The 23,562-nt window shown below is 53.3% G+C and carries 16 protein-coding genes; 6 read left to right on the plus strand and 10 right to left on the minus strand.

The features are described 5' to 3' along the window. Positions 1 to 229: 229 nt before the first annotated feature. From NEA10_RS00920 to rpsT, 7 genes are all read right to left on the minus strand, one after another. A complete protein-coding gene (locus tag NEA10_RS00920; RefSeq protein WP_252663363.1) occupies positions 230 to 961 on the minus strand; it encodes a TVP38/TMEM64 family protein in 732 nt (243 codons plus the stop codon). 67 nt (positions 962 to 1,028) lie between these two features. After that, positions 1,029 to 2,303, minus strand: a complete 1,275-nt coding sequence (locus NEA10_RS00925) for an SGNH/GDSL hydrolase family protein (protein WP_252663364.1) — start codon at positions 2,301 to 2,303, stop codon at positions 1,029 to 1,031. Between the two features lie 193 nt (positions 2,304 to 2,496). Further along, positions 2,497 to 6,627, minus strand: coding sequence for a DNA-directed RNA polymerase subunit beta' (locus tag NEA10_RS00930; protein ID WP_252663365.1), 4,131 nt, complete (start codon positions 6,625 to 6,627; stop codon positions 2,497 to 2,499). A gap of 84 nt (positions 6,628 to 6,711) precedes the next feature. After that, positions 6,712 to 8,586 (minus strand): DNA-directed RNA polymerase subunit gamma, encoded by a 1,875-nt coding sequence (locus NEA10_RS00935; protein WP_252663366.1) that lies wholly within the window; start codon positions 8,584 to 8,586, stop codon positions 6,712 to 6,714. Positions 8,587 to 8,711: 125 nt separating this feature from the next. Beyond that, positions 8,712 to 12,041, minus strand: a complete 3,330-nt coding sequence (gene rpoB, locus NEA10_RS00940) for a DNA-directed RNA polymerase subunit beta (protein ID WP_252663367.1) — start codon at positions 12,039 to 12,041, stop codon at positions 8,712 to 8,714. Positions 12,042 to 12,358: 317 nt separating this feature from the next. Then, positions 12,359 to 13,141, minus strand: a complete 783-nt coding sequence (locus tag NEA10_RS00945) for a TatD family hydrolase (protein ID WP_252663368.1) — start codon at positions 13,139 to 13,141, stop codon at positions 12,359 to 12,361. Positions 13,142 to 13,173: 32 nt separating this feature from the next. Beyond that, complete coding sequence (rpsT, locus tag NEA10_RS00950) at positions 13,174 to 13,470, minus strand: 30S ribosomal protein S20 (protein ID WP_252663369.1); 297 nt, start codon at positions 13,468 to 13,470, stop codon at positions 13,174 to 13,176. Between the two features lie 239 nt (positions 13,471 to 13,709). Here rpsT and hisD point away from each other — a divergent pair, with 239 nt between their 5' ends. From hisD to rpsU, 4 genes are all read left to right on the plus strand, one after another. Continuing rightward, a complete protein-coding gene (gene hisD, locus NEA10_RS00955; RefSeq protein WP_252663370.1) occupies positions 13,710 to 15,032 on the plus strand; it encodes a histidinol dehydrogenase in 1,323 nt (440 codons plus the stop codon). Positions 15,033 to 15,089: 57 nt separating this feature from the next. After that, positions 15,090 to 15,785, plus strand: a complete 696-nt coding sequence (locus tag NEA10_RS00960) for a tetratricopeptide repeat protein (RefSeq protein WP_252663371.1) — start codon at positions 15,090 to 15,092, stop codon at positions 15,783 to 15,785. 217 nt (positions 15,786 to 16,002) lie between these two features. After that, positions 16,003 to 16,272 carry an RNA-binding regulator gene (gene rbp, locus NEA10_RS00965; protein WP_068790408.1) on the plus strand — a complete coding sequence of 90 codons (270 nt, stop codon included), beginning with the start codon at positions 16,003 to 16,005 and terminating at the stop codon, positions 16,270 to 16,272. Positions 16,273 to 16,562: 290 nt separating this feature from the next. Continuing rightward, positions 16,563 to 16,763, plus strand: coding sequence for a 30S ribosomal protein S21 (gene rpsU / locus NEA10_RS00970; protein WP_074162914.1), 201 nt, complete (start codon positions 16,563 to 16,565; stop codon positions 16,761 to 16,763). 62 nt (positions 16,764 to 16,825) lie between these two features. Here rpsU and NEA10_RS00975 read toward each other — a convergent pair whose 3' ends face one another. Both NEA10_RS00975 and hpsP read right to left on the minus strand, forming a co-directional pair. Next, positions 16,826 to 17,167, minus strand: coding sequence for a hypothetical protein (locus tag NEA10_RS00975; RefSeq protein WP_252663372.1), 342 nt, complete (start codon positions 17,165 to 17,167; stop codon positions 16,826 to 16,828). A gap of 39 nt (positions 17,168 to 17,206) precedes the next feature. Further along, entirely contained in the window at positions 17,207 to 18,376 is a 1,170-nt protein-coding gene (hpsP, locus tag NEA10_RS00980) for a hormogonium polysaccharide biosynthesis glycosyltransferase HpsP (RefSeq protein ID WP_252663373.1), read from the minus strand. 154 nt (positions 18,377 to 18,530) lie between these two features. Here hpsP and NEA10_RS00985 point away from each other — a divergent pair, with 154 nt between their 5' ends. Both NEA10_RS00985 and NEA10_RS00990 read left to right on the plus strand, forming a co-directional pair. Then, positions 18,531 to 19,634, plus strand: coding sequence for a metallophosphoesterase family protein (locus NEA10_RS00985; RefSeq protein ID WP_252663374.1), 1,104 nt, complete (start codon positions 18,531 to 18,533; stop codon positions 19,632 to 19,634). A 30-nt stretch (positions 19,635 to 19,664) separates the two neighbouring features. After that, positions 19,665 to 20,519, plus strand: coding sequence for a polysaccharide deacetylase family protein (locus NEA10_RS00990; protein ID WP_252663375.1), 855 nt, complete (start codon positions 19,665 to 19,667; stop codon positions 20,517 to 20,519). 87 nt (positions 20,520 to 20,606) lie between these two features. Here NEA10_RS00990 and NEA10_RS00995 read toward each other — a convergent pair whose 3' ends face one another. Beyond that, positions 20,607 to 23,309, minus strand: coding sequence for a hypothetical protein (locus NEA10_RS00995; protein ID WP_252663376.1), 2,703 nt, complete (start codon positions 23,307 to 23,309; stop codon positions 20,607 to 20,609). Positions 23,310 to 23,562: the final 253 nt, after the last annotated feature.

Below are 23,562 nucleotides of genomic sequence, written 5' to 3' on the forward strand. Positions count from 1 at the left end.
AGGTAGGGTGCGTCCTGGCATCAGCTCATTTTGGCCGTTGACCACTGGATTTGAACGTGCCAGAACGCACCGATGCGCGGATTATTCACTGGCATCAGCTCATTTTGGCCGTTGACCACTGGATTTGAACGTGCCAGAACGCACCGATGCGCGGATTATTCACTGGCATCAGCTCATTTTGGCCGTTGACCACTCGATTTGAACGTGCCAGAACGCACCGATGCGCGGATTATTCACCCTTAATCACTTGTTCTCCCACACGTTCGGCTAGAGCGTTGCGGGCGATGCGAGTGACGTACAGGGTGACGGCTACCGTGGCAATTAAGCCGATAATTTGTAAAATGCGTTGCCAGAGTTGTGCTTGGGGATCTGCGGTGGCGGGCCCGGTTCCCAGGGTGGCCAAACTTCCGGCGAGAGAGCCGATGTAGACATACATAATGGTTCCGGGAATCATCCCCAGACCTCCAAGAACATAGTCTTTGAGGGAGACATTGGTGACACCATAGGCGTAGTTGAGAAGGTTGAAGGGAAAGACGGGGGAGAGTCGGGTGAGGAAGACGATTTTAAAACCTTCTTGTCCGACGGCCTCATCAATCGCGGCAAATTTGGGGTTACGGGCAATTTTGTCGGCTACCCAGTCCCGAGCCAGGTAGCGGCCGATGAGAAAGGCTAAGGTTGACCCGAGAACGGCTCCGATGAAGACATAGATAGACCCGAAAATAACCCCAAACACCACGCCACCGCCTAGGGTGAGGATAGAACCCGGGAGGAAGGCGACTGTGGCAATGAGATAGAGCAAAATAAAGGCGAGGATGCCGAGGGGTCCTAAGTCTTGGATGCTTTGTAGGGCTTGTTGTAGCCAGAGTTGGGGGTTGAAGCCAACGGGGGAGTCTTGGGCGAGAAGGGGGGGGGCGGCCCGGAGTACAAACCAAGATAGAAGCGGGAGGTTAATGGAAAACATGGGCGCGATCACAGTTTGTGGACTTGGGTTGAATTGGAGCTTCATTTAGGGTCGGAATCGGGACAAGCTACCCCCTCAAAAAGGAATCCCAAGGGAGTTCAGTATCTTGAGCGAGTCGTTGGGCGACGGCGGCGGCTCCTTCACGGTTGAGGTGACTGGGATCGGCGAAGAAATCTGGGCGATCGCGCCATTGGTTGGATAAATCCCGCACCCAAACCCCGGATTTCTGACCCTGTTGCTGCAAAAACTCCTGAAATTGCCGTTCATAGCGGCGGCGAGCGGGGTCTAAATACTCATTCGTCAAGGGCAGGTTCACTAAAATCAGGGGAATATTACGGCTTTGGCAGAACTCAATCACTCGGTTGGTGGCGTTTCCCTGAACTCCTCCTAGGTTGAAGTTGGCATAATCCCCGTCATACTGGCCGGGAACTCGGGGGAATTGCTGAAAATAGGTTTGGGGGTTAAAGCGATCGCGCACAATCTGAAAGCCGTTAGAGTCGATATCTCGACGGGAGAGAATCACCGGAAGCCCCCCCTGTCGGACACCACTGTTGCGCAGTCGCTCATAGCCAGGGGAATTACGAATCCGGCTAAAGGTGCGATCCTCCCGGCCGCTGTTAAAGGCCCGGGAACCATCGGCCCAAACCATCACGTTAGGTAACTGGTCTCGGGTGAGTAACTCTCGTAACTGTAAGTTCACCACCTGAGCCGTGGCCCCATTAATGCCGAAATTGAACACCCGTACCCCCGAGAAGCCACGACGATTGAGGTCAAATTGCAACCGCTTGCCATCGAGTCCCTGTAAGCCTCGGGAACTGCCGATAATTAAGATATCCGGCGGTCCCAAGGTGGCCACGTAGGAACGATAAAGGGCAAACTGTTCGTCTAAGACCAAACTGTTAAAAGTGGGGTGAGGCAGCCGATTGCCGCTATTGCCCGCCTGTTGTAGGGCGAAATCGGCGTTTTCTAGGTATTCTTGCACCTTTTTTTGGGCAAAAGCCCGTTGAGGAGCCGTCACGGGAACGGATTGCATCGCGGCCAGGGCCTCGGTCCAGTATTGCACCACTTGATGCCAGTCTTCTGGGGTGGAGGCTTGTTGTGAGGCCTGCCAGGCCCGTACAGCGCGATCGGTTCCCCGATTAAAGAACTCTAAACCGATATCCTCCTCTGAATGGTCTTCGTTATCTGAGGAGTTGAGCGACTCAGCCATCTCTGGACTGTTATGGCGTACTGGGAAACTCTGCAAGCGAACATGACTCACCCCTAACAACAGTAACAGGGCGGCCAGGGCGATCGCCAGGGGACGAAGCTTGAGCCAATGGCGTTGCAATTTTTGTAACATCTTAGGGTAATGGACAACCGATAATGAACAATCAATACTTCCTCAACCCAGATAAAACAGGCATTTATGACATAACCAACCTTAATTATATCTATCTATTTTTAACCTTTGAACATCCAACTGTTAGACAAGAAACCCCACCTTGCCGGGGCAAAGTGGGGGTATGGGTTAAGCTATCACGAACCTATCCCAGTTACGCCGTGGGATCATCCTCGTCATCACTATCATCGTCATCAAAGGAATCCGGATCAAAGTCCTCATCCTCCTCATCAAACCCATCGGGATCGAAGTCATCCTCCTCATCACCATCATCGAGATCCTCATCATCGAGAATCGCCGTAGAACCATCATCCCCATCCGGTAAGATGGCCGAGTCATCACTGACACTTCCCGTGAGGTTGTAGGCGCGGGCCGTGCGATCGTCCAAGACCACATCTTGAATCTTACTCTCATCGTCCACACCATTGACCACCGAGTTAATCTCATTGATATCCGCATCGGGAGCTGAGAAATTTAACTCTTCATAGGCATTGAACCCAGTTCCGGCAGGAATCAAACGACCAATAATGACGTTTTCCTTCAAGCCGCGCAACCAATCTGACTTACCCTCAATAGCCGCTTCCGTAAGAACACGAGTGGTTTCTTGGAAACTCGCCGCACTAATGAAACTATCCGTATTGAGGGAGGCCTTCGTAATCCCCAACAGCATCGGTGTATATTGGGCCGGAGCCGCGCCCGTGATGGCCATGGCTTCATTCACCTGTTCCACCTGACGCAGTTCAATCAACTCACCGGGCAACATCGTCGTGTCGCCGCCATCGTCGATTTTCACCTTCGAGGTCATCTGACGCACAATCACTTCAATATGTTTGTCAGAAATATCCACCCCTTGGGATTGATACACCGACTGCACCTCATTCACCAAGAAGGTTTGTACATGACTAAAGCCTGTCAACGCCGCTTCATAGGTTCCCGAGGGAGCTAGATAGTCAAACCAGCATTCGAGAATTTCATGGGGGTTAGAAGGACCATCGGTTAGGGGTTCAGCCACCCCCACCCGTTGACCATCTACCACCAAGACATTATGGCCTGAGAGGGTACGGTATTCAGAGACGGTGCCATCATCTTCAACGATGCGAATCTCGACTGAGTCATCATCCTCATAAATCACCTGAGCGGTTCCTGGACGACGGTTCAGGAGGCAGGCTTCCTTGGGTTTGCGGGCTTCCAGGAGTTCTTCAATCCGGGGTAGGCCCTGAATAATATCTCCAGTTTTCGCCCGTTCAAACACCAGGAGCACCAGGTTATCCCCCCGTTGCACCAAGCTACCATCATCCACATGGAGAATCGCACCCGGAGAGACACGGTAGGGACGAGCATGGCGGAAAATCACTTGATTGTCCTGGATGCCCACCACTTGTCCCGATTCTTCTAGGGTGACGCCATCGGTAAGGGTCGCACCACTCACCAGGAGATCTCCGTCCTTAACCTGAGGTGAAGCATCCCCCAAGTCCACCGTAAAGCGGTCCTCTTCACTGACAATCAGAACCCGACGAGTGGCTTCAGTCCCCTCACGAATCCCCCGCACCATGCCCGGATTGCGACAGGCGATTTCCGTACGTGCGACAACCGCACCTGGCTCAATTTGGTCGCCGTCTTGAACCAATAACCGGCTGCTGGTGGTGCTAGTAAAGAGGGGGTCAACGTTGGTATTTTCCCGGCGCACGGTGAGAGACTCGATGACCACCAATTGCAGACGCATGGCTTCATCATCCTCCTCATCGGGGACCAGTTCGATATCCGCTTCCAGATGACGAGCATCGCTACCAATATCGAGAATCAACTGGGTGCGGATGAGTTCTTGGCCTTCCACGGATTTAATCCGTTCCCCATCCTTAAAGGGCAGCATCCGCTGAACGGGGCGCAGGGCGATGGGGAAGGCGTTTTCCTGACCTTCTGCCGGTTGCTGACTGGGAACCGAGGGAGTATCAGGAACCTGGAACTCTTGCACGGGACGCAGTAGCACCCCAGTTCCTTCAGGGGTGGTGACGGATTCCACAAAACAGAGGCTTTCAGCAACTAAACCAGGAGCAATTTCTTGTCCGGGATGGACGAGGCTTTGTTCGGGAACGCTCAGTTTATCGTTGCTGCTGAGATCGAGTAGGTGGAAGTCCCCGGCTTTGATGGAAATTTCCCGCAGAATGTCGTTTTTCTGGACGACTTCCACAATCCCACTATTCTGACAGTAGATGTCTTTGACCACTTCCGTACCCGCTTCAACAAAATCACCATCTTCCACTTCTAGCAGGGAGATGTCTTTATTGATTTCGTGGGTTTCCTCGGGAATCCAGATCATGGTTCCCCCTTTGGTGATCTCGTAGCCGGCTTTACTGCCCTTGCCCCGTTTGGCAACTTCGATATCTCCGTACTTGAGAATCCCCCCGGTATGGGTTTTGTAAGTATCGTCAATCAGTTCCGCCACCACTTGACCATTCCGCACTTTTGTGCCTGGAGTGGCGGTGAGGGTAAATTCTTGCCCCTGTTGAGTGGAGACGATGTAATGATCACGTCCTTGACTGGTGACGGTGGTAACTTTGGCGCTGTCAAGACGCACGGAGGCGGTAATAATATCCACCTCTTTAGGAATAGTGGGAACCGCGGCCAGGCTGGATTCCCCCGTCTCTTCGGGAGTGGGGAACTCCTCGGATTGGGGAATCCGTACAATTCCGCCGGTTTCGCTCGGAGTTTCGGTGACGGCTAGAACATCGCCGGCTTCAACGGACTGGCCGTTTTTCACCACGGGGGTGGCACCAGGGGGAAGGTTGTACACTTCCCCTTGCAACACCCACATTAAGCCACCGCGCGCAGCAATGATGGTGGTGTTCCCTTGACGGTCTTTTTTCTCTTCGGGAATCAGACCGGCATATTTGACTTCTCCACCGATATCCGTGGCCACGTCTTTGGTGGCTTTTTCCGTGTTCTTACGGGTGCGGGCGCTACCAATGGGGACTTCGGCGATAAATTGGTCCGCATGGACTTTGTCCCCATCCTGGATGATGAGGGTGGAGCCTTGGGGGAGGGAGATGGTATGGCGTTTCCCTTTCCCTGTGGGTTCAATAATCAGGTCGCCGGCTTGTTCCACCATGTAGGCTTCTTCCCCATGGCGTGTCCGGTAGGGACGAGCCGTGAGGTCTTTGCCGTAACGAGCGGTTCCCTCAAAGGGGGCTTTGGCGGGCCGAGCCACTTCCCCTGTGAAGACCCCACCGGTGTGGAAAGTCCGCATGGTGAGCTGGGTTCCCGGTTCACCAATACTTTGGGCGGCGATAATTCCCACCGCTTCACCTAGGTCAACGGGTTCAGCGTGGGCCAAACTCCAGCCGTAGCAATGTTGACAGACGCTACGGGCCGATTCACAGGTTAGGGGCGATCGCACCCGCACTTCTTCTAAGCCCGCTGCAACAATCGCTTCAGCCAATTCCCGACCAATCACCTGATTCCGCCGAGATTCGATGGTTTCATCACAGCCTTCATGGCGATTGTGGACGGAGACGGCAATCAAGTCCCCCGTTTTCGGGTGACGCACATCTTCAGCCAAAACCCGACCGAGCAAACGAGTTTCTAGAGGAATAGATACCCGCTCCCCGCTACGCATACTCTGAAGGGGGATACTGCGCTGAGTTCCACAGTCGATTTCCCGGACAATAGTGTCCTGGGACACATCTACCAAACGACGGGTAAGATAACCTGAGTCAGCAGTCCGTAGGGCGGTATCCACCAGACCCTTACGGGCACCATAGGAGGAAATAATGTACTCCGTGACCGTCAGACCTTCCCGGAAGTTGGTTTTAATGGGCAAGTCGATGATTTCCCCTTGCGGGTTAGCCATCAAGCCCCGCATCCCCACCAACTGACGGACCTGGGAGATATTCCCCCGTGCCCCAGAGAAGGCCATCATATAGACGGAGTTGAGAGGGTCACTTTGTTTGAAGTTCGTGACCACATCGTCCTTAAGTTCTTCGCTGGTGGTACTCCAGGTGTCAATGACTTTCTGGAAACGCTCCACCTCAGTGATTTCTCCTCGGGTGTAGCGGGCCTCAGTGACATCGATCTCCTGTTGGGCAGTGGCCAACAACTGGGGCTTACTGGGGGGAATCTGCAAGTCCTCGATACTAATAGACACCCCAGCACGGGTGGCATAGCGGAAGCCCAAGTTTTTGAGGTGGTCGGCAATTTGGGCAGTTTTGGCGGTTCCATGATAGCTAAAAGACCAAGCAATCAGGGAACGTAGTTGTTTTTTATCGACGACTCGATTGTAAAAGAGCATAGTCTCTCAACGTTGACGGCTGTGATAGGGGCAAGCAGGGGCAGGGCCTAGGGAGCATATTGCTCCCCGGGTTAAGACGGCTCTCTAAGCCAGAGCTTCTCGAATGGCTTGGTTATAAATCACCCGACCTGGGGTGGTATAGGCATATTGAGCCACAAGTTTTCCATCGGTGTCGAAGCGTTGGCGACTGTACTGGTAGCGTTTTAAGACACTGCCATCATCGAGAGTCTGTTCTTCGATGAGGGGGTCATCGCCATTGGTGAGGATTTTGTCCTCAGGACTCAGACGCACCCAGACGTACTTGTGCAGGTGAACGAATCCCCGTTCGTGAGCAATCACCAGGTCTTCAGGACTAGCAAAGGTCTGTTCTTTGCCATCTTGAACAGTGGGGTTCTCGGCGGTGAGGTAGTAGCAGCCCAAGACCATGTCCTGACTCGGGGTAACAATGGGTTGTCCTGTGGCAGGAGAGAGGATGTTGTTGGAGGCCAACATCAGCAGCCGCGCTTCGGCTTGAGCCTCTAGGGACAGGGGCACGTGAACCGCCATTTGGTCACCGTCAAAGTCGGCGTTAAAGGCCGGACAGACGAGGGGATGCAGTTGAATGGCACGACCATCAACGAGAATCGGCTCAAAGGCCTGAATCCCTAAACGGTGCAGGGTCGGTGCCCGGTTGAGCATCACCGGGTGACCTTCGATGACTTCTTCAAGGACATCCCAGATATTGGGATCGTTGCGGGAAATGAGTTTTTTAGCCGCCTTGATATTGTTAACAATCCCCTGACGAATCAGCCGGTGAATGACAAAGGGTTGGAACAGTTCAATCGCCATCTCCCGAGGTAACCCACATTGGTGGATTTGCAATTTCGGCCCCACCACAATCACACTCCGTCCGGAGTAGTCCACCCGTTTCCCGAGTAGGTTCTGACGAAAACGCCCTTGTTTCCCTTCAATAATGTCGCTGAGGGATTTCAGAGGGCGATTATTAGCACCGACCACAGTGCGTCCCCGCCGTCCATTATCGATGAGGGCATCCACCGCTTCTTGCAACATCCGTTTTTCGTTACGGATGATGATTTCTGGAGCTAAAATCTCCTGCAAACGAGCCAGTCGGTTATTGCGGTTAATGACCCGACGATAGAGGTCGTTGAGGTCACTGGTGGCAAAGCGACCCCCATCGAGTTGCACCATCGGGCGCAAATCTGGGGGAATCACGGGAATAGCATCGAGCACCATCCATTCAGGACGAGCGCTCGTGGCGATGAAGTTATCAATCACCCGTAGCCGTTTGATGAGTTTGGCTCGTTTCTGTCCTTTGGAGTTGGAAATATCTTCCCGCAGCTTCTCCGCCACGACTTCCAAGTCCATATCGATGAGCAACTGCTGGATGGCTTCGGCACCAATCCCGACTTCAATCCCTTCGAGTTGGGAGTCCTCGTCATACAGCTGTTCCTCGATTTCCATCCATTGGTCTTCGAGGAGCAGTTGTTTATAGGCTAAGTTATCGGCGTTGCCCGGATTCAAGACCACATAGGCGTTGAAATAGACAATTTGCTCCACATCTCGCAGGGGCATGTCCAGCAAGATAGCCATGTAGCTGGGAATCCCTTTGAGATACCAGACATGGGTGACGGGGGCGGCGAGTTTGATGTAGCCCATGCGATGACGGCGGACGCGGGATTCGGTGACTTCCACGCCGCAGCGTTCGCAGACAATGCCCCGGTGACGCACTCGTTTATATTTGCCGCAGTGACATTCCCAGTCCTTAGCAGGGCCAAAAATGCGCTCACAGAACAAACCATCCATTTCCGGTTTCAGGGTGCGGTAGTTGATGGTTTCGGGTTTGGTGACTTCACCGACGACCTGGCCGTTGGGAAGGGTGCGTTCTCCCCAACCCCGAATCCGCTCCGGGGAGGCGATGGCGATTTTGACGTAATCAAAGCGCTGTTCGACTTTTGGCATCGTTTTGGGTACTCCGAAGGTTCTCTAGTCTGTGGGATGAGGGGGGATAGTCACCTCCGCTGATGGCTCAAGCCCCCATTGAGGAGGATGAGGACAGCGGAGGTGGAGTGGGGTTTGGCAGAGGATTAATCCTCGTCGTCTCCTCCTTTGGCCATGGATTCGTAGGTGGGACGGTTGGGGGCGCGACGGCTGGAGACGTCGGACATTAAATCGACTTCAGCGTCAAGGCTATTGCCATCTTCATCGGCGCCGACTTTATGAACAGCAATGTCCAAGCAGAGGGATTGGAGTTCCCGCATCAGCACTTTGAAGGATTCTGGGGTTCCGGGCCGGGGAATGGCTTTACCTTTAACGATCGCATTCAAGGCTTCATTGCGTCCCTGCATATCGTCGGATTTGACGGTGAGCAGTTCTTGCAGGGTATAGGCGGCCCCGAAGGCTTCGAGGGCCCAAACTTCCATTTCCCCAAATCGCTGTCCGCCTTGTTGGGCTTTCCCGCCGAGGGGCTGCTGGGTGACCAAGGAGTAGGGTCCCGTGGAACGGGCGTGAATCTTGTCATCGACCAGGTGAACCAGTTTGAGCATATAGGCTTTGCCCACGGTCACCGGCTGGTCGAAGGGGTCCCCCGTCCGTCCGTCATAGACCTGAATTTTACCGGCATTGTCCGGGTCATAGACCCAATCTTTACCGGTTTTATCCCGGGCCTGTTGCAGCTTGCGGTTGACGGTTTGCCGCGATTGGTCGGTTCCGTGCATTTCGTCGAAGGGAACCATTTTGAAGCGGGCGTTGAGGTTATCCCCGGCCCAGGCCAACATACATTCAAAGATTTGTCCCACGTTCATCCGCGAGGGAACCCCCAGAGGACTCAAGACGATATCCAGGGGTGTTCCATCGGGGAGATAGGGCATATCTTCCTGGGGCAGAATCCGGGAAATAATCCCTTTATTGCCGTGGCGACCGGCCATTTTGTCCCCGACTTGGATTTTCCGTTTCAGGGCCACATAGACGCGCACCACCATGTTGGCACCGGGGGGCAGTTCGTCGCCCTGTTCCCGAGTAAACACCCGCACATCGACGACACGACCTTTTTCACCGTTGGGAACTCGCAGGGAGTTATCCCGTACATCCCGGGCTTTCTCACCGAAAATGGCTCGCAGCAGTTTTTCTTCGGGGGGTTGGTCGGATTCTCCTTTGGGGGTGACTTTCCCGACCAGGATTTCTCCGGATTCGACCCAAGCCCCAATGCGGATAATGCCGCTTTCGTCAAGGTGTCGTAATGAATCTTCACCAACGTTGGGGATTTCGCGAGTGATTTCTTCGGGGCCGAGTTTGGTTTGGCGGGCTTCGATTTCGTATTTCTCGATGTGGATACTGGTATAGACATCATCCATCACCAGGCGCTCACTGATGAGGATGGAGTCCTCATAGTTGTAGCCTTCCCAGGGCATATAGGCCACGAGGATGTTTTGCCCGAGGGCCAGTTCTCCCCCTTCGGTGGCGCTTCCGTCCGCTAGGACTTGTCCGGCTTCGACTTCGTCCCCTTCAAAGACGATGGGGCGTTGGTTGAGGCAGGTGTCTTGGTTGGAGCGTTGGTATTTTTGCAGTTCGTACTCGATAATCTCCGGTAAGCCATTGCTGTCAGCGTCTTCGACGGTGGGACGCACCAAAATCCGCTCGGAATCGACGTAGGTGACGACTCCGGGGGTGCGGCTGACGATGACCATGCCGGAATCTCGGGCGGCTTGGGCTTCAAGTCCGGTTCCGACCAGGGGTCGTTCTGGGCGCAAGAGGGGAACCGCTTGACGCTGCATGTTCGACCCCATGAGGGCGCGGTTGGCGTCGTCATGCTCAATGAAGGGAATCAAGGAGGTGGCGACGGAGATAATTTGCACTGGGGAGACGGCCACGAAGTCCACTTGGTCGGGGGTGGTGGTGGTGAAGTCCTGACGGTAGCGCACGGGAACCTGATCCCCTTGGATGTAGCCTTCGGGGTTGATGGGGATATCGCCGGGGGCGACGCGCAGGTCGTCTTCTTCGTCGGCGGTCATGTAAATGGGGGCGTTCTCCCGCATGACGCGACCGTTTTCGACCCGGTAGTAGGGGGTTTCGATGAAGCCGTAGCTACTGACGCGGGCGTGGGTGGCGAGGGAGCCGATGAGTCCGGCGTTGGGACCTTCAGGGGTCTCGATGGGACAGATGCGTCCGTAGTGGGAGGGGTGAATGTCCCGCACGGCGAATCCGGCCCGCTCCCGAGTCAGTCCACCGGGCCCGAGGGCGGAAATCCGACGTTTGTGGGTCAACTCCGCTAGGGGGTTGGTCTGGTCCATAAACTGGGAGAGTTGGCTGGAGCCGAAGAACTCTTTGATGGCCGCGACGAGGGGTTTGGGGTTGACGAGGGAGGCGGGGGTGAGGGTGTCGGCGTCGGAGACGGTCATGCGCTCTTTGATAATCCGTTCGAGACGGTTGAGGCCGACGCGGACTTGGTTTTGCAGCAGTTCGCCGACGGAACGGACGCGACGATTCCCGAGGTGGTCGATGTCGTCGATTTGCCCCATGTCAAATTCAAGGTTGATGAGGTAATCGACGGCGGCGAGGATGTCGTCGGAGGTGAGGACGCGGGTGCTGTCGGGGACGTTGAGGCGCAGTTTTTTGTTCAGTTTGTAGCGCCCGACGCGGCCGAGGTCGTAGCGTTTTGGGTCGAAGAAGCGGGACTCTAGCAAGGACAAGCCCCCGGAGACGGTGGGGGGTTCGCCGGGTCGCAGTTTGCGGTAGAGTTCCATGAGGGCATCTTCTTCGCTGAATTGCCCTTCTTTTTCGATGGTTTTTTCGAAGAAGTCGTAGTGACGGATGCGATCGCTAATCTCGGCGTCGGAGAGTCCTAGGGCTTTGAGCAGGACTTGGGCGGAGAGTTTGCGGGTTTTGTCGATGCGCACCCAGACGAGGCCGTTACGGTCGGTTTCAAATTTCAGCCAGGCGCCTCGGTTGGGAATGAGGGAGGCGTTGTAGGTACGACGACCGTTTTTGTCGACGTCGGATTTGTAGTAGACGCCGGGCGATCGCACGATTTGGTTGACGATGACTCGTTCAGCACCGTTAATGATGAAGGTTCCCCGTTCGGTCATCAGGGGCAAATCGCCGATGAAGACTTCTTGTTCTTTGATTTCTCCGGTTTCTTTGTTAATCAGCCGGGTGGGAACGTACATCTGTACGGCGTAGCTACTATCCCGCCGTTTGGACTCATCAACGCTATATTTGGGTTCTTTAAGTTTGTAGTTACGACCGATAAAGTGAAGTTCTAGCTTTCCGGTATAGTCGGTAATGGGGGAAAAACTGTTGAGTTCTTCGATGAGTCCTTCTTCGAGAAACCAGCGAAAGCTCGATCGCTGGATGGCGACGAGGTCGGGCAGGTGAAAGACGGGGGCGGTGCTGGTGGTGGTCGTTTGTAGGTTAGTCATGCGTCTTCTTGGTCGGACTGTTGGGATGCGCTAAAGACGTGGAAGTCTGGACCCAGGTTGGCGGATTGGGGCGCAGCATGGCAAATCGAGGCTTCAGATGGTGAAACCTCGGAGGAAGGTTGAGACAGGCGTTCGGATGGGGTCTGGATGAACAGCGTGTGAGTCTGTCGGACGTGGGCTGCCGACTGAGGCTCGACTGGATAAGGGACGATTTAAGTCAGGTCCAGGGCTTGGCATTCGTTTCGGGGTCTGCGGTTGCGATGGGATCGAGGTCTATCCTGGGGGATATAGACTAGCTCAGGTTCAGAATCGTCGGGTTAAACCGGATTGAGGCTGAAGCAGGCGATCGCATTCTGCCGGGTTTGTTCGGCGAGGTCATGGAAAGACACACCCCGCAGTTGGGCCAGGGTTTCGGCAACATGGCGCACGAAGGCGGGTTCGTTGCGTTTGCCCCGCTTGGGAACGGGGGCGAGAAAGGGACAGTCGGTTTCAATCAAGAGGCGATCGTCGGGAACAAGCTTGGCTGACTCTTGCAGGGTTTGGGCATTTTTGAAGGTGACGATACCACTAAAACTAATATAAAACCCCAAATCCAGAAACGCTTGGGTCTCTTCGGGGGTTCCAGCCCAACAGTGCATGACACCTCGTGGCTGAGCGCCCAGGGTCCGAAACTGCTGTAATTCCTCCACTAGGGCGCTAGCTGCGTCACGACAGTGGATAATCACGGGCAAGTTTAGGGCTTGGGCGATTTTTAATTGTCCCTGCAGAGCGGCGGTTTGCTGGGGGCGGTTGTCAGACTTAAAAAAGTCCAACCCCGTCTCACCAATGGCCACCACCCGGCGCTCTTCTTGAGCCAAACGATGAATCTCTCTTGCGAGGTCCTCGGTCCAATCCTGGGCCTCAAGGGGATGCAACCCCACGGCTAATGACAACTCCGGCACTTGGGCGGCAATGGCCTGAGTCCGGGAAAATTCCCGGGGATGCACGCAGGAGTGAATCAGTTGGCTGACTCCTGCGGCCCGCCAGCGATCGCGAACTTGCTCGAAGTCCGCCTCGAAACGGTCAAAGTTGACGTGAACGTGGGTGTCAATAAGCGTCATGCGATCGGCTCAATGGGCTGCGGCCGCACAGGTTACGCGGCGGTGGTGTTATCTTGCTTCAGGGCTTTAGCTAGACGGGCCTTCTTACGAGCGCCGGTATTACGGTGCAGGACACCTCGTTTCACGGCCTTATCAATTTTGCTGTAGGCCTCGTTCATACGCTGTTGAACTTCCTCCAAGGCCTCAGAACTGGGATTACTTTGGTAGGCATCCGCTGCGGCAAAGTACTTCTTCATCAGCGTCCGGATGGCTGACTTGTAGGACTTATTGCGTAAGCGGTTGCGCTCGTTGATTTGAACACGTTTGATTGCAGACTTGATGTTTGCCACCGATTAACTCCCCTATTATACTTCAATTCTGTTAACGTTTGCTTGGGCGGTTCTTACCAGACATACTAATATAGCATCTCATTTGTGAGAAGTGGCGCTTTCTGAAAAAATCCGCGCTAAGCTGATAGGGTAGTCAGTCTAAGCGAGATCGTTCCCTCCGGCTCCGAGGCGGGCGATCGCCAGGAAAGCCTGGATATGTATTTGGGGCAGACACGCGCGGAGGCATTCTGTAACATCTCATGCTGCGAATCATCACTGAGCGACCTGAAGCCGAGTCCGAGTTACGGCGAATCATGAACCGCACCCAGTCTGACGGGGTGCCAGAACAAGAGGCAAGCGTCCGCACCATTCTCAATCGGGTTCGCCAGGAGGGGGATGGGGCTCTACTTCATTATACGAAAGAGTTTGACGGTCAGACCTTAACGGCCTCGCAATTGCGGGTAACTGGCTCGGAATTGGATGCGGCCTATCAACAAATCCCCAAACAGCTTTTAGACGCAATTCAGTTGGCCGTCAAGCAAGTCGAAGCCTTCCATCGTCAACGGGTTCCCAAGAGTTGGGTCAATTTTGGCAAGGATGGCGTGGTTCTCGGGAAACGCTACACGGCGGTTGATCGGGCGGGAATCTATATCCCCGGAGGTCGGGGGGCCTATCCGAGTACGGCCATTATGAATGCAGTTCCGGCAAAAGTGGCTGGGGTTAAAGAGATTGTGATGGTCACCCCCCCAGGGAAAGACCTACGGGTAGACCCGGCGGTGTTGGTGGCGGCTCAGGAAGCGGGAGTACAGGAGATTTACCGGGTGGGTGGGGCCCAAGCCATCGGCGCCTTGGCCTATGGAAGCGAAACCATTACCCCGGTGGATGTGATTACTGGCCCGGGTAACATCTATGTGACCCTAGCTAAAAAAATGGTCTTTGGGACCGTAGGGATTGATTCCCTCGCTGGACCGTCGGAAGTGTTGGTCATTGCCGATAGTCATGCTAACCCCAGTCACTTGGCGGCCGATTTATTAGCCCAAGCTGAACATGACCCAATCGCGGCGGCGATTTTGTTGACCCCCGATTCTGCCTTGGCCCGTCAGGTGGTGGTGGAGGTGGAAGCGCAGTTGAGTGATCATCCGCGACGGCTCTGGACGGAGAAGGCGATCGCCCATTATGGTCTAGTGGTGGTGGTAGATTCTCTGAAGGAAGCCGCTGAGCTGTCGAATCAGTTTGCGCCGGAACATTTAGAACTGGAAATTCTCGAACCCTGGGACTTGCTCCCCCAGATTCGTCACGCGGGGGCGATTTTCCTGGGCTATTCCACCCCAGAAGCGGTGGGGGATTACTTAGCTGGGCCTAACCATACCCTACCCACCTCCGGCGCGGCCCGCTACGCCTCAGCCCTGGGAACGGAAACCTTTATGAAACATTCAAGTCTGATTGAGTATTCTGCTTCAGCCTTACAAAATATGGGGGCGGCGATTCAAACTCTGGCGGAGGCGGAGGGGTTACATTCTCACCGGGAGTCAGTGCGCTTACGCACGGAACCCCCAACCCCACCGGAGGACCCCACCTCTTAACCCCCCCAGGAGACTCAACTCAGCCCCCACCATGAGGTACAACTCCAGCGAGGTGTGATGCGCAATCAACCATGGCCTAGACGGCTTCAACCCCTGTCCCTATTGACGATCGCCGGGCTGGCCCTGCTCAGTCAAGCTCCCCTGGCCCCCAGGTTAGCTCACGCTGACGAGGAGGGGATGGAGGCCACCTATCGTGAGCATATCACCCGCTGTCAGAAGGGGGGCGATCGCCAAGCGGTGGTAGCCTGTGAGAAAGCGTTACAGCTGCGTCCTGACGATTTCATGACTTGGACCAATTTGGGAGTTCGTTTGGGCAATTTAGGGGACTATGAAGCAGCTCTGGAGGCTCATAATCGGGCCTTGCGCCTACGGCCGACCTATTCCCTCGCCTTGGTGAATCGTTGCGCTGACCAGGTAGCCCTAAATCGCTGGGTGGAGGCGATCTCCTCCTGTGAGCAGGCCCTGGAAGGGGATGGTCGCTGGGGACAGTTAGGTCCGGCGATCGCTTGGTATAATCTTGCCTTAGCCCAACAGGGACTCGAACGCTATGACCGCTCCCGTCAGTCTCTCAATCGGGCCCTAGAACTCGATGGGAGTTTAGCGGCGGCGTGGAATCGTCTCGGATATGCTTGGGAGCGTCTAGGAAACCCAGAAGAAGCGGTGCAGGCCTATCGCCAAGCTTTGGAACTGGCCCCCAGCCGGTCGGAGTATCGGGAGAATCTCAACCGGGCCCAGGGACGCTTGCGATTTTAGCCTTGAGACGTCCCCGGAGACAGATATCCGCAAAAGATAAAAGGAAACAAAAAAAATCCCCAGCCCCGATAAAGCGTGTTATGCTGGGGAGAGAGATAGAAGAATTATCGGCCCTAGTGTTTGTTTTTGGTATTAACTGGTTTTCTCCCGTTTAGTCTGAGCAAGCTTCACTCCGAAATCTCCATCTCTGCACGCTGTTTGATTTTGGAGACCCTCGATGTCCGTTTACGTTGGAAATCTTTCTTATGAAGTCACCTCTGAGGATTTAAGTGACGTTTTCTCAGAATACGGGACTATTAAACGGATTCACGTTCCGACCGATCGTGAAACCGGTCGTATGCGGGGATTTGCCTTTGTAGAAATGGAGCAGGAGTCCGAAGAAGCCGCCGCAATTGAAGCCCTCGATGGGGCAGAATGGATGGATCGTGTTATTCGGGTTAACCCTGCTAAGCCTCGCACTGACAAGCCTCGGTACAACCGCCGTTAGGTTAATTTAAAAGTCTTGGATGGTTAGCATTGGCGCTGTGGATGGCGCAGTAGACTCACAGGCTGTATAATTGCACTGAAGTAGTTACGCGGCTGGCTGCATCGTTGATGTCTAGCCGTCAGGTTAGGGCGGATAAGGTTTCGCCCGGGGGTGATGTCCATTGAGTGAACCGTTGTTTGAGGTTTCCTCATAGGGTTTAATAGCTCAATGGCGCGCCCTTGTAAGAGGAACGGGACAGTTCCCGAGCCTCTTTTTTTTCAAACTGTGAACTGTGAGTAGAAGGGAAGTGAATGACTCAAATTATCTTGGGTGATAGTGAACCCATCGAATCCGCATTACGTCGCTTCCGGCGCAAAGTCTCCCGCGCGGGACTGTTTTCGGATATGAAAAAGAATCGGTGTTTTGAGACTCCGGCGGAGAAACATAAACGCAAGGAGATTGCTCGTCACCGTGAGCGTCGGCGTTTCCGTAATCGTCGGAAATCCTATTAAGGGAATTGGGGGGTAAACTAACGTTTACTCCCCATTTTTTTGCCCGTTTTTTGGTGAGTCAGCTAGGAGGAAGAGCGAGGTCGTTTGAAATAGCAGGCGGTGATAGAACGCTCGCTGCGGCGGCTGTCTGGCGCGTGAACACAGGTGACCATCTCAAAGCCTAAGTCTCCTAAGTCGCGAATTTGCTGGGTAAAGTTTTCAAAGTCGGGGTCATTTTCTTGGCTGGCGGACACCGAGCGATATTCCCAACGAATCGCTCGTCCATTGCGGTTCTGGGAGTTGTCTGGGGGTGAAAATTGGGCCGAGACGGGACGGAGGAGGAGAAGCAGTCCGAGAAGACTCAGACAGATAACATTGATGACCACAAGCCAAGACCAACGTTTACGATTGAGTTGACGATTCATGGGGATTGTCCAAAAACGACTGTATTGGTTCTGCTAACCCTAGATGATGCGTTGGTAATGTTCGATCGCCTGCTGGGCGATCGCCGGCCAACGATAATGAAGAGTGGCATAGGTGCGAGCATTGTTCCCGCGTCGCTGACAGTCATCGAGGTGGGTTAAGGCTTCCACGAGGCGATCGCGAACCGACTCCACCGAACAATCCGCCACCCAACCCGACTCCGACGCAGCCACCGCATCACAAATCTGGACGCGATCAGAAATTAACACCGGTGTTCCCACTCCCATGGCTTCAGCTACGGCGATGCCGAAGTTCTCATAATAGGACGGTAGCACAAACAAATCGGCCCGGTGCAGTAGGGCGGCTTTCGTCTCACCCCTGACAAAGCCGGTAAGGCGAGTGTGTTCCTGGATTGAAGACTGGCGGAGGCGATCGCCAATCTTCTGTTCATAGGCCGGATCTTGAGGATTACTCCCAGCCAAGACAAACTGAAACTCAATTCCCTTAGCGGCGACGGCCTCCAACGCCGGAATCAGCAAATCTAGGCCTTTCTTTGGTTCCACCCGGGACATAAACAGAACCAGGGGCCGAGTTGTATCCACTCCCAATTGATGACAGATCTCGTCTATCCCCACTGGGGGATTGGGTGGCGTTACCCCCAGGGGAATCACCCAATCTTGAGTTTTCACCCCAAAGCGATGAGAAATTTTGGCTTCTTCGGCGGTGGTGAAGTGAATGGCGGCGGCTTGGGCCAGGTTTTCCCGTTCTAACACCCTGGCGTAGAGGTCTTTCAGACGGGATTTTTTGCGTAAATCCGCCGGATCGAGAGTTCCCAGAGGCCGCAACACATAGGGAACTCCTCGTTGACGACAAATCCAAGCCGAGAGACTACTTACTGGGGAAAAGAGTGCGTGAATATGGACCAAATCATAGTCCCTGGCGTGGTTCCACAGCCATTGAAATAGGGGAAGGGAGAATTTATAACGGCGGAAGGGGGAACAGCGATAATAGCGAATCTGATAACCATCTTGGGGAATGGCTTGATTGAGGGGAACATCGAGGGGATCTTGTCCTGAGTCGCCGTTGGAGTCGGTGGTGAGGAGGGTGATGTCCACGCCTTGTTCCGCTAAGGCTTGGGAGAAACCTAAAATCATTTGACTCGGGCCGCCATAGACGAGGGAGACGGAGGGGACGAGTTGCAGAACCTTCATGGCGACCGGGAGATAGAGAGATGTTCTGTTCTAGGATAGTGGAAACTCTCCTCAACTGGGGAAGTGGGTGAGTCTAGGGTGCGGGAGTCGCTACTATGGGAAGATGTGGATGCGATCGAACCTCGACATCTGCGGCTTCTCACTCTCGTTAGCTATGGACGCTTTTAGATTTGCGATCGTCAGTGACTTACATATTGCCCTTCCTCATACCATTTGGGAGAGTCCCCAGCGGTTCCATTTGGTGGAAGTCTCGATTCCGGTTCTAGAGACGATTTTAGATCGCCTCAGTAGACTGGATTTAGAGTTTCTGCTGATTCCGGGGGATTTGACGCAACATGGGGAACCGGAGAATCACCGCTGGTTAGCGAAACGCCTGGGGGAACTTCCCTATCCGGTGTATGTGATTCCTGGAAATCATGATATCCCGGTGGCGGTGGCCAATGACCATTCGATTGGGATGGGGGACTTTGCGGACTATTATCGCCATTGTGGTTATGGCCAGCCTCAGGGGTTGGATTATACGGTTGAGTTGCGTCGGGGGTTACATCTGATTGGCTTGAATTCTAATCACTTCGATGGGGAGGGAAAGCAGGTGGGGAGGTTGCTGGCGTCGCAGTTAGAGTGGTTGGATGAACAATTGCAGCAGCGACGGGGGGAGGAGGTGTGGCTGATGGTGCATCATAATGTGATTGAACATCTCCCGGGCCAGGCGGAGAATGGTTTGGGCCGACGCTATATGTTGGAGAATGCACCGCAGTTACGGGGGGTGTTGCGATCGCATGGGGTGCAATTGGTGTTTACGGGCCATCTCCATGTCCAGGATATTGCGCGGGAGGGGAGGCTCTATGATATTACGACGGGTTCTACGGTGTCTTATCCTCATCCCTATCGGGTTTTGGAGTATCGGCGGGATTGTCGGGGCCAGGGGTGGTTACAAATTGAGTCGGGGAGAGTTGAGGGGGTGGAGAATTGGGAAAATCTCGCTCAACTCTCTCGGGACTGGATGGGCGATCGCGCTTATCCCTTTATGCTACGCTTACTCACGGATGCGCCTCTCCATCTCTCCCGAGAGGCGGCGGAACCCCTGATTCCCAGTTTGCGCTATTTTTGGGCTAACATCGCTGATGGGGATGCTCAGTTTGATTTTGCTCATTTCCCGGTTCAACCCCGCCGATTTTTTGAGTCGTTTTCGGCGATGGCGGAGGAGGGACATTTGGCGTTGATTGACAATCATATCGCCCTCAAGCTGAATGGGTGATTTGCTGATGTTCTGTTTGGGTTCGGTTTTATGGGTTTCAACGCCAAGGTTAAACGAGGGGCGATCGCGTTTCTCTTAGGACTGCTTCTCGTGATGGTTGGGGGAGAACTCCTGATTGAGAAGATTGCCATTTTTGGCTTTCACGACATTGTCAATCTGGACAATCCCCAACAGCGACCTCCTCAACGTCCGGAGTTTCGCCCGGATTACAGTTTAGCGGATTTTGAGACCTTTCTGCGCCGGTTAGTGGCGCGGAATTATTGGTTTTTATCCTCCCAAGACCTCTATAATTACTATTATAAAGACCCCCCAGACCCAATTCCTCAGGAGTATCGACATCGCCCCAAAGTGATGGTTAGTCTTGATGACGGCTATCGGGATGCTCATGTCAATGTTTTGCCGTTGTTAGAGCGGCTTTATCGGGAAACGGGGGAGAAGATTACGGTAGTTTGGTTTGTTAATTCGTCGTTTATGGGAGTTCGAGGAACCTATTTAGAACACGCCAGTTGTGAGGAGTTACGGGAGGGATTTAGACGGGGTTATTATGATATTCAATCTCATGGGGCGAATCATGATAATTTGACGTTGATTTCTCAGGAAGAGGTGGAGAAAGAGGTGGGGCGATCGCAACAGGAACTGAGAGATTGTTTGACGGGGTTGGAGGGGACTGAGACGGTGGCGAATCATCTCTCTTATCCCTTTGGGGCGATTGATGACCCGGCGTTAGAGATTGTTAAACTGTATCATCAATCGGGCTATCTTTATAATACCCGAAGTTTGCGCCTGACTCCTTTTCGCAATCCCTATTTTATCCCGCGTCAAACGGTGAATCGAAATACCTCAGTCGGTCGGCTGCTACGTTTAGCAGCTGGGGGGTGGTTTTAGGGATTTCAAGTTAGATAGGGTGGGTAATCAAGTCAATTACTCACCCTAACCTTGATTCATTTGATGTCCAGTTACGGACTTTTTTATCTACCGCAAAGACAGTGACGTATCCAGACCCAAATTACTCAAATTTACCTGAACAAATAGGTCAGTATTTAAGTCACTAAAGAGGACGCCATTCAGAGTCAGATAATCCTGTCCATCTAAGCGAATTGTCGTAGAACCCTCCACTTGGGAGATTTCCAAGTTCGCGAAGTCAATCCCGTTAGCTACCCCAATCAAATCTTCGTCCGGATTAAAGTCAGTAATGATAGCTTCGCGACTATTCGGAGCAAGAAGGAAGACATCTTGACCTCCTGAACCCGTTAGATTCACAGACCCTAAATTTGGCTGAGATAACCCCGCATAGATTATCTCATCTTCATTCGTTCCCACAACCACATTGACTTGAGCCAACAGAACGTCAAGTTGACTATCTAGAGACCCAATCACCTCTGTTAGATTGGGGAGCGTGGTCACCTCATCCAGAAAACTCCCGAGAGTCGTCACATCATCAGCCAGAGATGTTTCTACTGTTGTGGGAAGCTGTTCCAGGGAGTTGGCGAAATCTTGAACCGTTCCGAGAAGTCCGCCGAGTAGATTGGTTACTGAACCCGTCAGGGAACCATTCAAGGCGTTGAGATCATCCGCTAGGGTTGTCTCTAGAGTGTTGGGGATCGCCTCTAAAGACTCGCCTAAGCCGCCGAGAGACTCAGTCACCTGTTGCAGAAGTCCGGCGACTGTCTGCAAATCGGCGGTTGAGAGATTGCTGAGGTCGTCCGTTAAAGCTGTAATTCCGTTAATGTCATCCCCAAGGCTGCTAGCGAGAGAGGTATTAAACTCTGTTAGAGAGTTAGCAATGTTGTTGAGGGACTGTTTGAGAGGGGTTAAGAGTCCAGTCAGATCAGTAATCCCATTCAGGGAACTCAAGAGTCCACTGACTTCAGCCATCTCAGCATTGACCAAATTGGTGACTTCGTTAATCACGCCATTGAGGGAATTGGTTAAGGTTTGGAAGAGGTTGCTGCTAGTTAAGTTGGTGAACTGCTGTTGTGCATCGGTCACACCATCAATCTGACTCTCTAAGAGATTGCTAACTTCGGCGGAAAGTTGATCGACTAATGTGAGAACATCTTGCAGGGAACTGGCATTACGAATGCTGGACTGGAAATCTGCCAAGGGACTCATGGCGGTGAGAAGATCGCTGGGAATCGTTAGAACTTGCGGTTCTCCGGTTAAAGTCAAGGGATTGAGGGAGGTGGAGGTGGTTAAGAAACTGGAATCCACAGCTATAAATTGCTCAGCAGTCAAGTCCTCTGCATTGACATTCTCCAAAATCGCGATTGGGGTTCCGTTGAGACGAATTACGGCGGTCTCTCCCTCTTGGCTAATCTCCAAATCTAGGAAACTCAGAGAACCGGACAAGCCAATTCGGTCTTCACCTAAGCTAAAGTCAGTAATGGTAGCTAAGCCATTGGCTGAGAGAACAAATACGTCTGTCTCTGCACCACCTGTCATCCGGTTTTCGCCGGACACTCCGAAGATGAGATCCTGTCCCTCGCTTCCAATCAGTTCGTTATTGAAGATGTCCCCAATGAGAGGGTTGAAGGAGGACAGGTCTAAGTTAGAAGTGTCGCCAGTAGAATTATCGCCGCCGGTGGAATTATCGCCGGTAGAATTGTTGCCGGTAGAATTATCGCCGGTAGAATTATCGCTGCTAGTCGAGTCATCCCCAGTGGAGTTATCACCGGTAGAATTGTCGCCGGTGGAGTCATCCCCAGTGGAGTCATCCCCAGTGGAGTCATCACTTAAAGATATTAAGTTGTGGGTAAAATGTGAGCTGTTCAGGGAATCAGCGTTCACACCTTGAAGACGCATTAAAAAGAATCCCGTCTCACGAACTCGAATGAGAGTATCTGCTGCTGCATCTCCAGTTCCTTGACTAATGTCTAAATCCTCATAGGTCAGGTTTCCGGTTAAGCCGAGACGGTCGTGATCTGAATTGAAGTCCAAGGCGACATCGGACTGAGTGATATCACTGGCGGTGGAGCGAAAATCGAGGACAAAGATATTTTTTCCCCCACCTCCGGAGAGAGTATCAATTCCGAGGTCACCGTAAAGGACATCATTTCCGTCACCTCCCAAAAGGAGATCGTTATCTTGTCCACCGAAGAGGGTACTACTCTCTTGTCCGGCCACGAGGGTATCATCGCCAGTATTCCCAAACAGAAGGTTATTCCCTGATTCTCCGTAGATGAGGTCATTTCCCTCCCGTCCGGCGATGACGTTGTTTCCACTACCCCCATAGACGGTATCGTTCCCCATGTCAGCAGAAATCGTATCATGGCCGTCACCACCGAGAATGATGTCATCTCCTTGGCCACCATAGATGAGATTATTTCCCCCCTTGGCATAAATTAAGTCTCGTCCCTTTCCGCCAAATAGGGTTTCATGGCGTTGGCTTCCGATGAGGACATCGTTACCCGATTTTCCCAGAAATACCTGTGGTTCAATTTCATAGTTGACACCATCCTCTCCACTCTCGCCATCGAGCCAATCTCCCCAGAAGTCCCGGAGGAGATGATCTTCATTATGGATGGATTCCAGGATGTCGTCTTTTAAAAGACTGGTTAGGGTATCTCCGTTGACGAGTGCATTGCGCTCAAGATAGGCGGCGTGAAATTCAGCTAGGCGATCGCGTAAGTCTTGCCGAATGCTGGTTGCTTCGTTCCCTTGGGATGTGCTTGACATGTGAGTGTTCATACGAGTTTTGTAGATTCAACGATGTGGAGAACAACCAAGGGTTTGGGGAGACAATTCAGGGTTATTTCGTCGTCTCGCTTCGGTTGTGACTCAATCATAGGGAGAGACATCACCGTGACACATCGGCGCGATCGCCGATTCGAGTCATAAAAATGGCTGATAGAGAGATTACTGATATAAATTGTGTTTTTTTTATTATTGGAGCGGGTTTTTACTGACCGTACTTGAACTTGCCTACACA

This window comes from Phormidium yuhuli AB48 (assembly GCF_023983615.1).
Lineage (GTDB): Bacteria > Cyanobacteriota > Cyanobacteriia > Cyanobacteriales > Geitlerinemataceae > Sodalinema > Sodalinema yuhuli.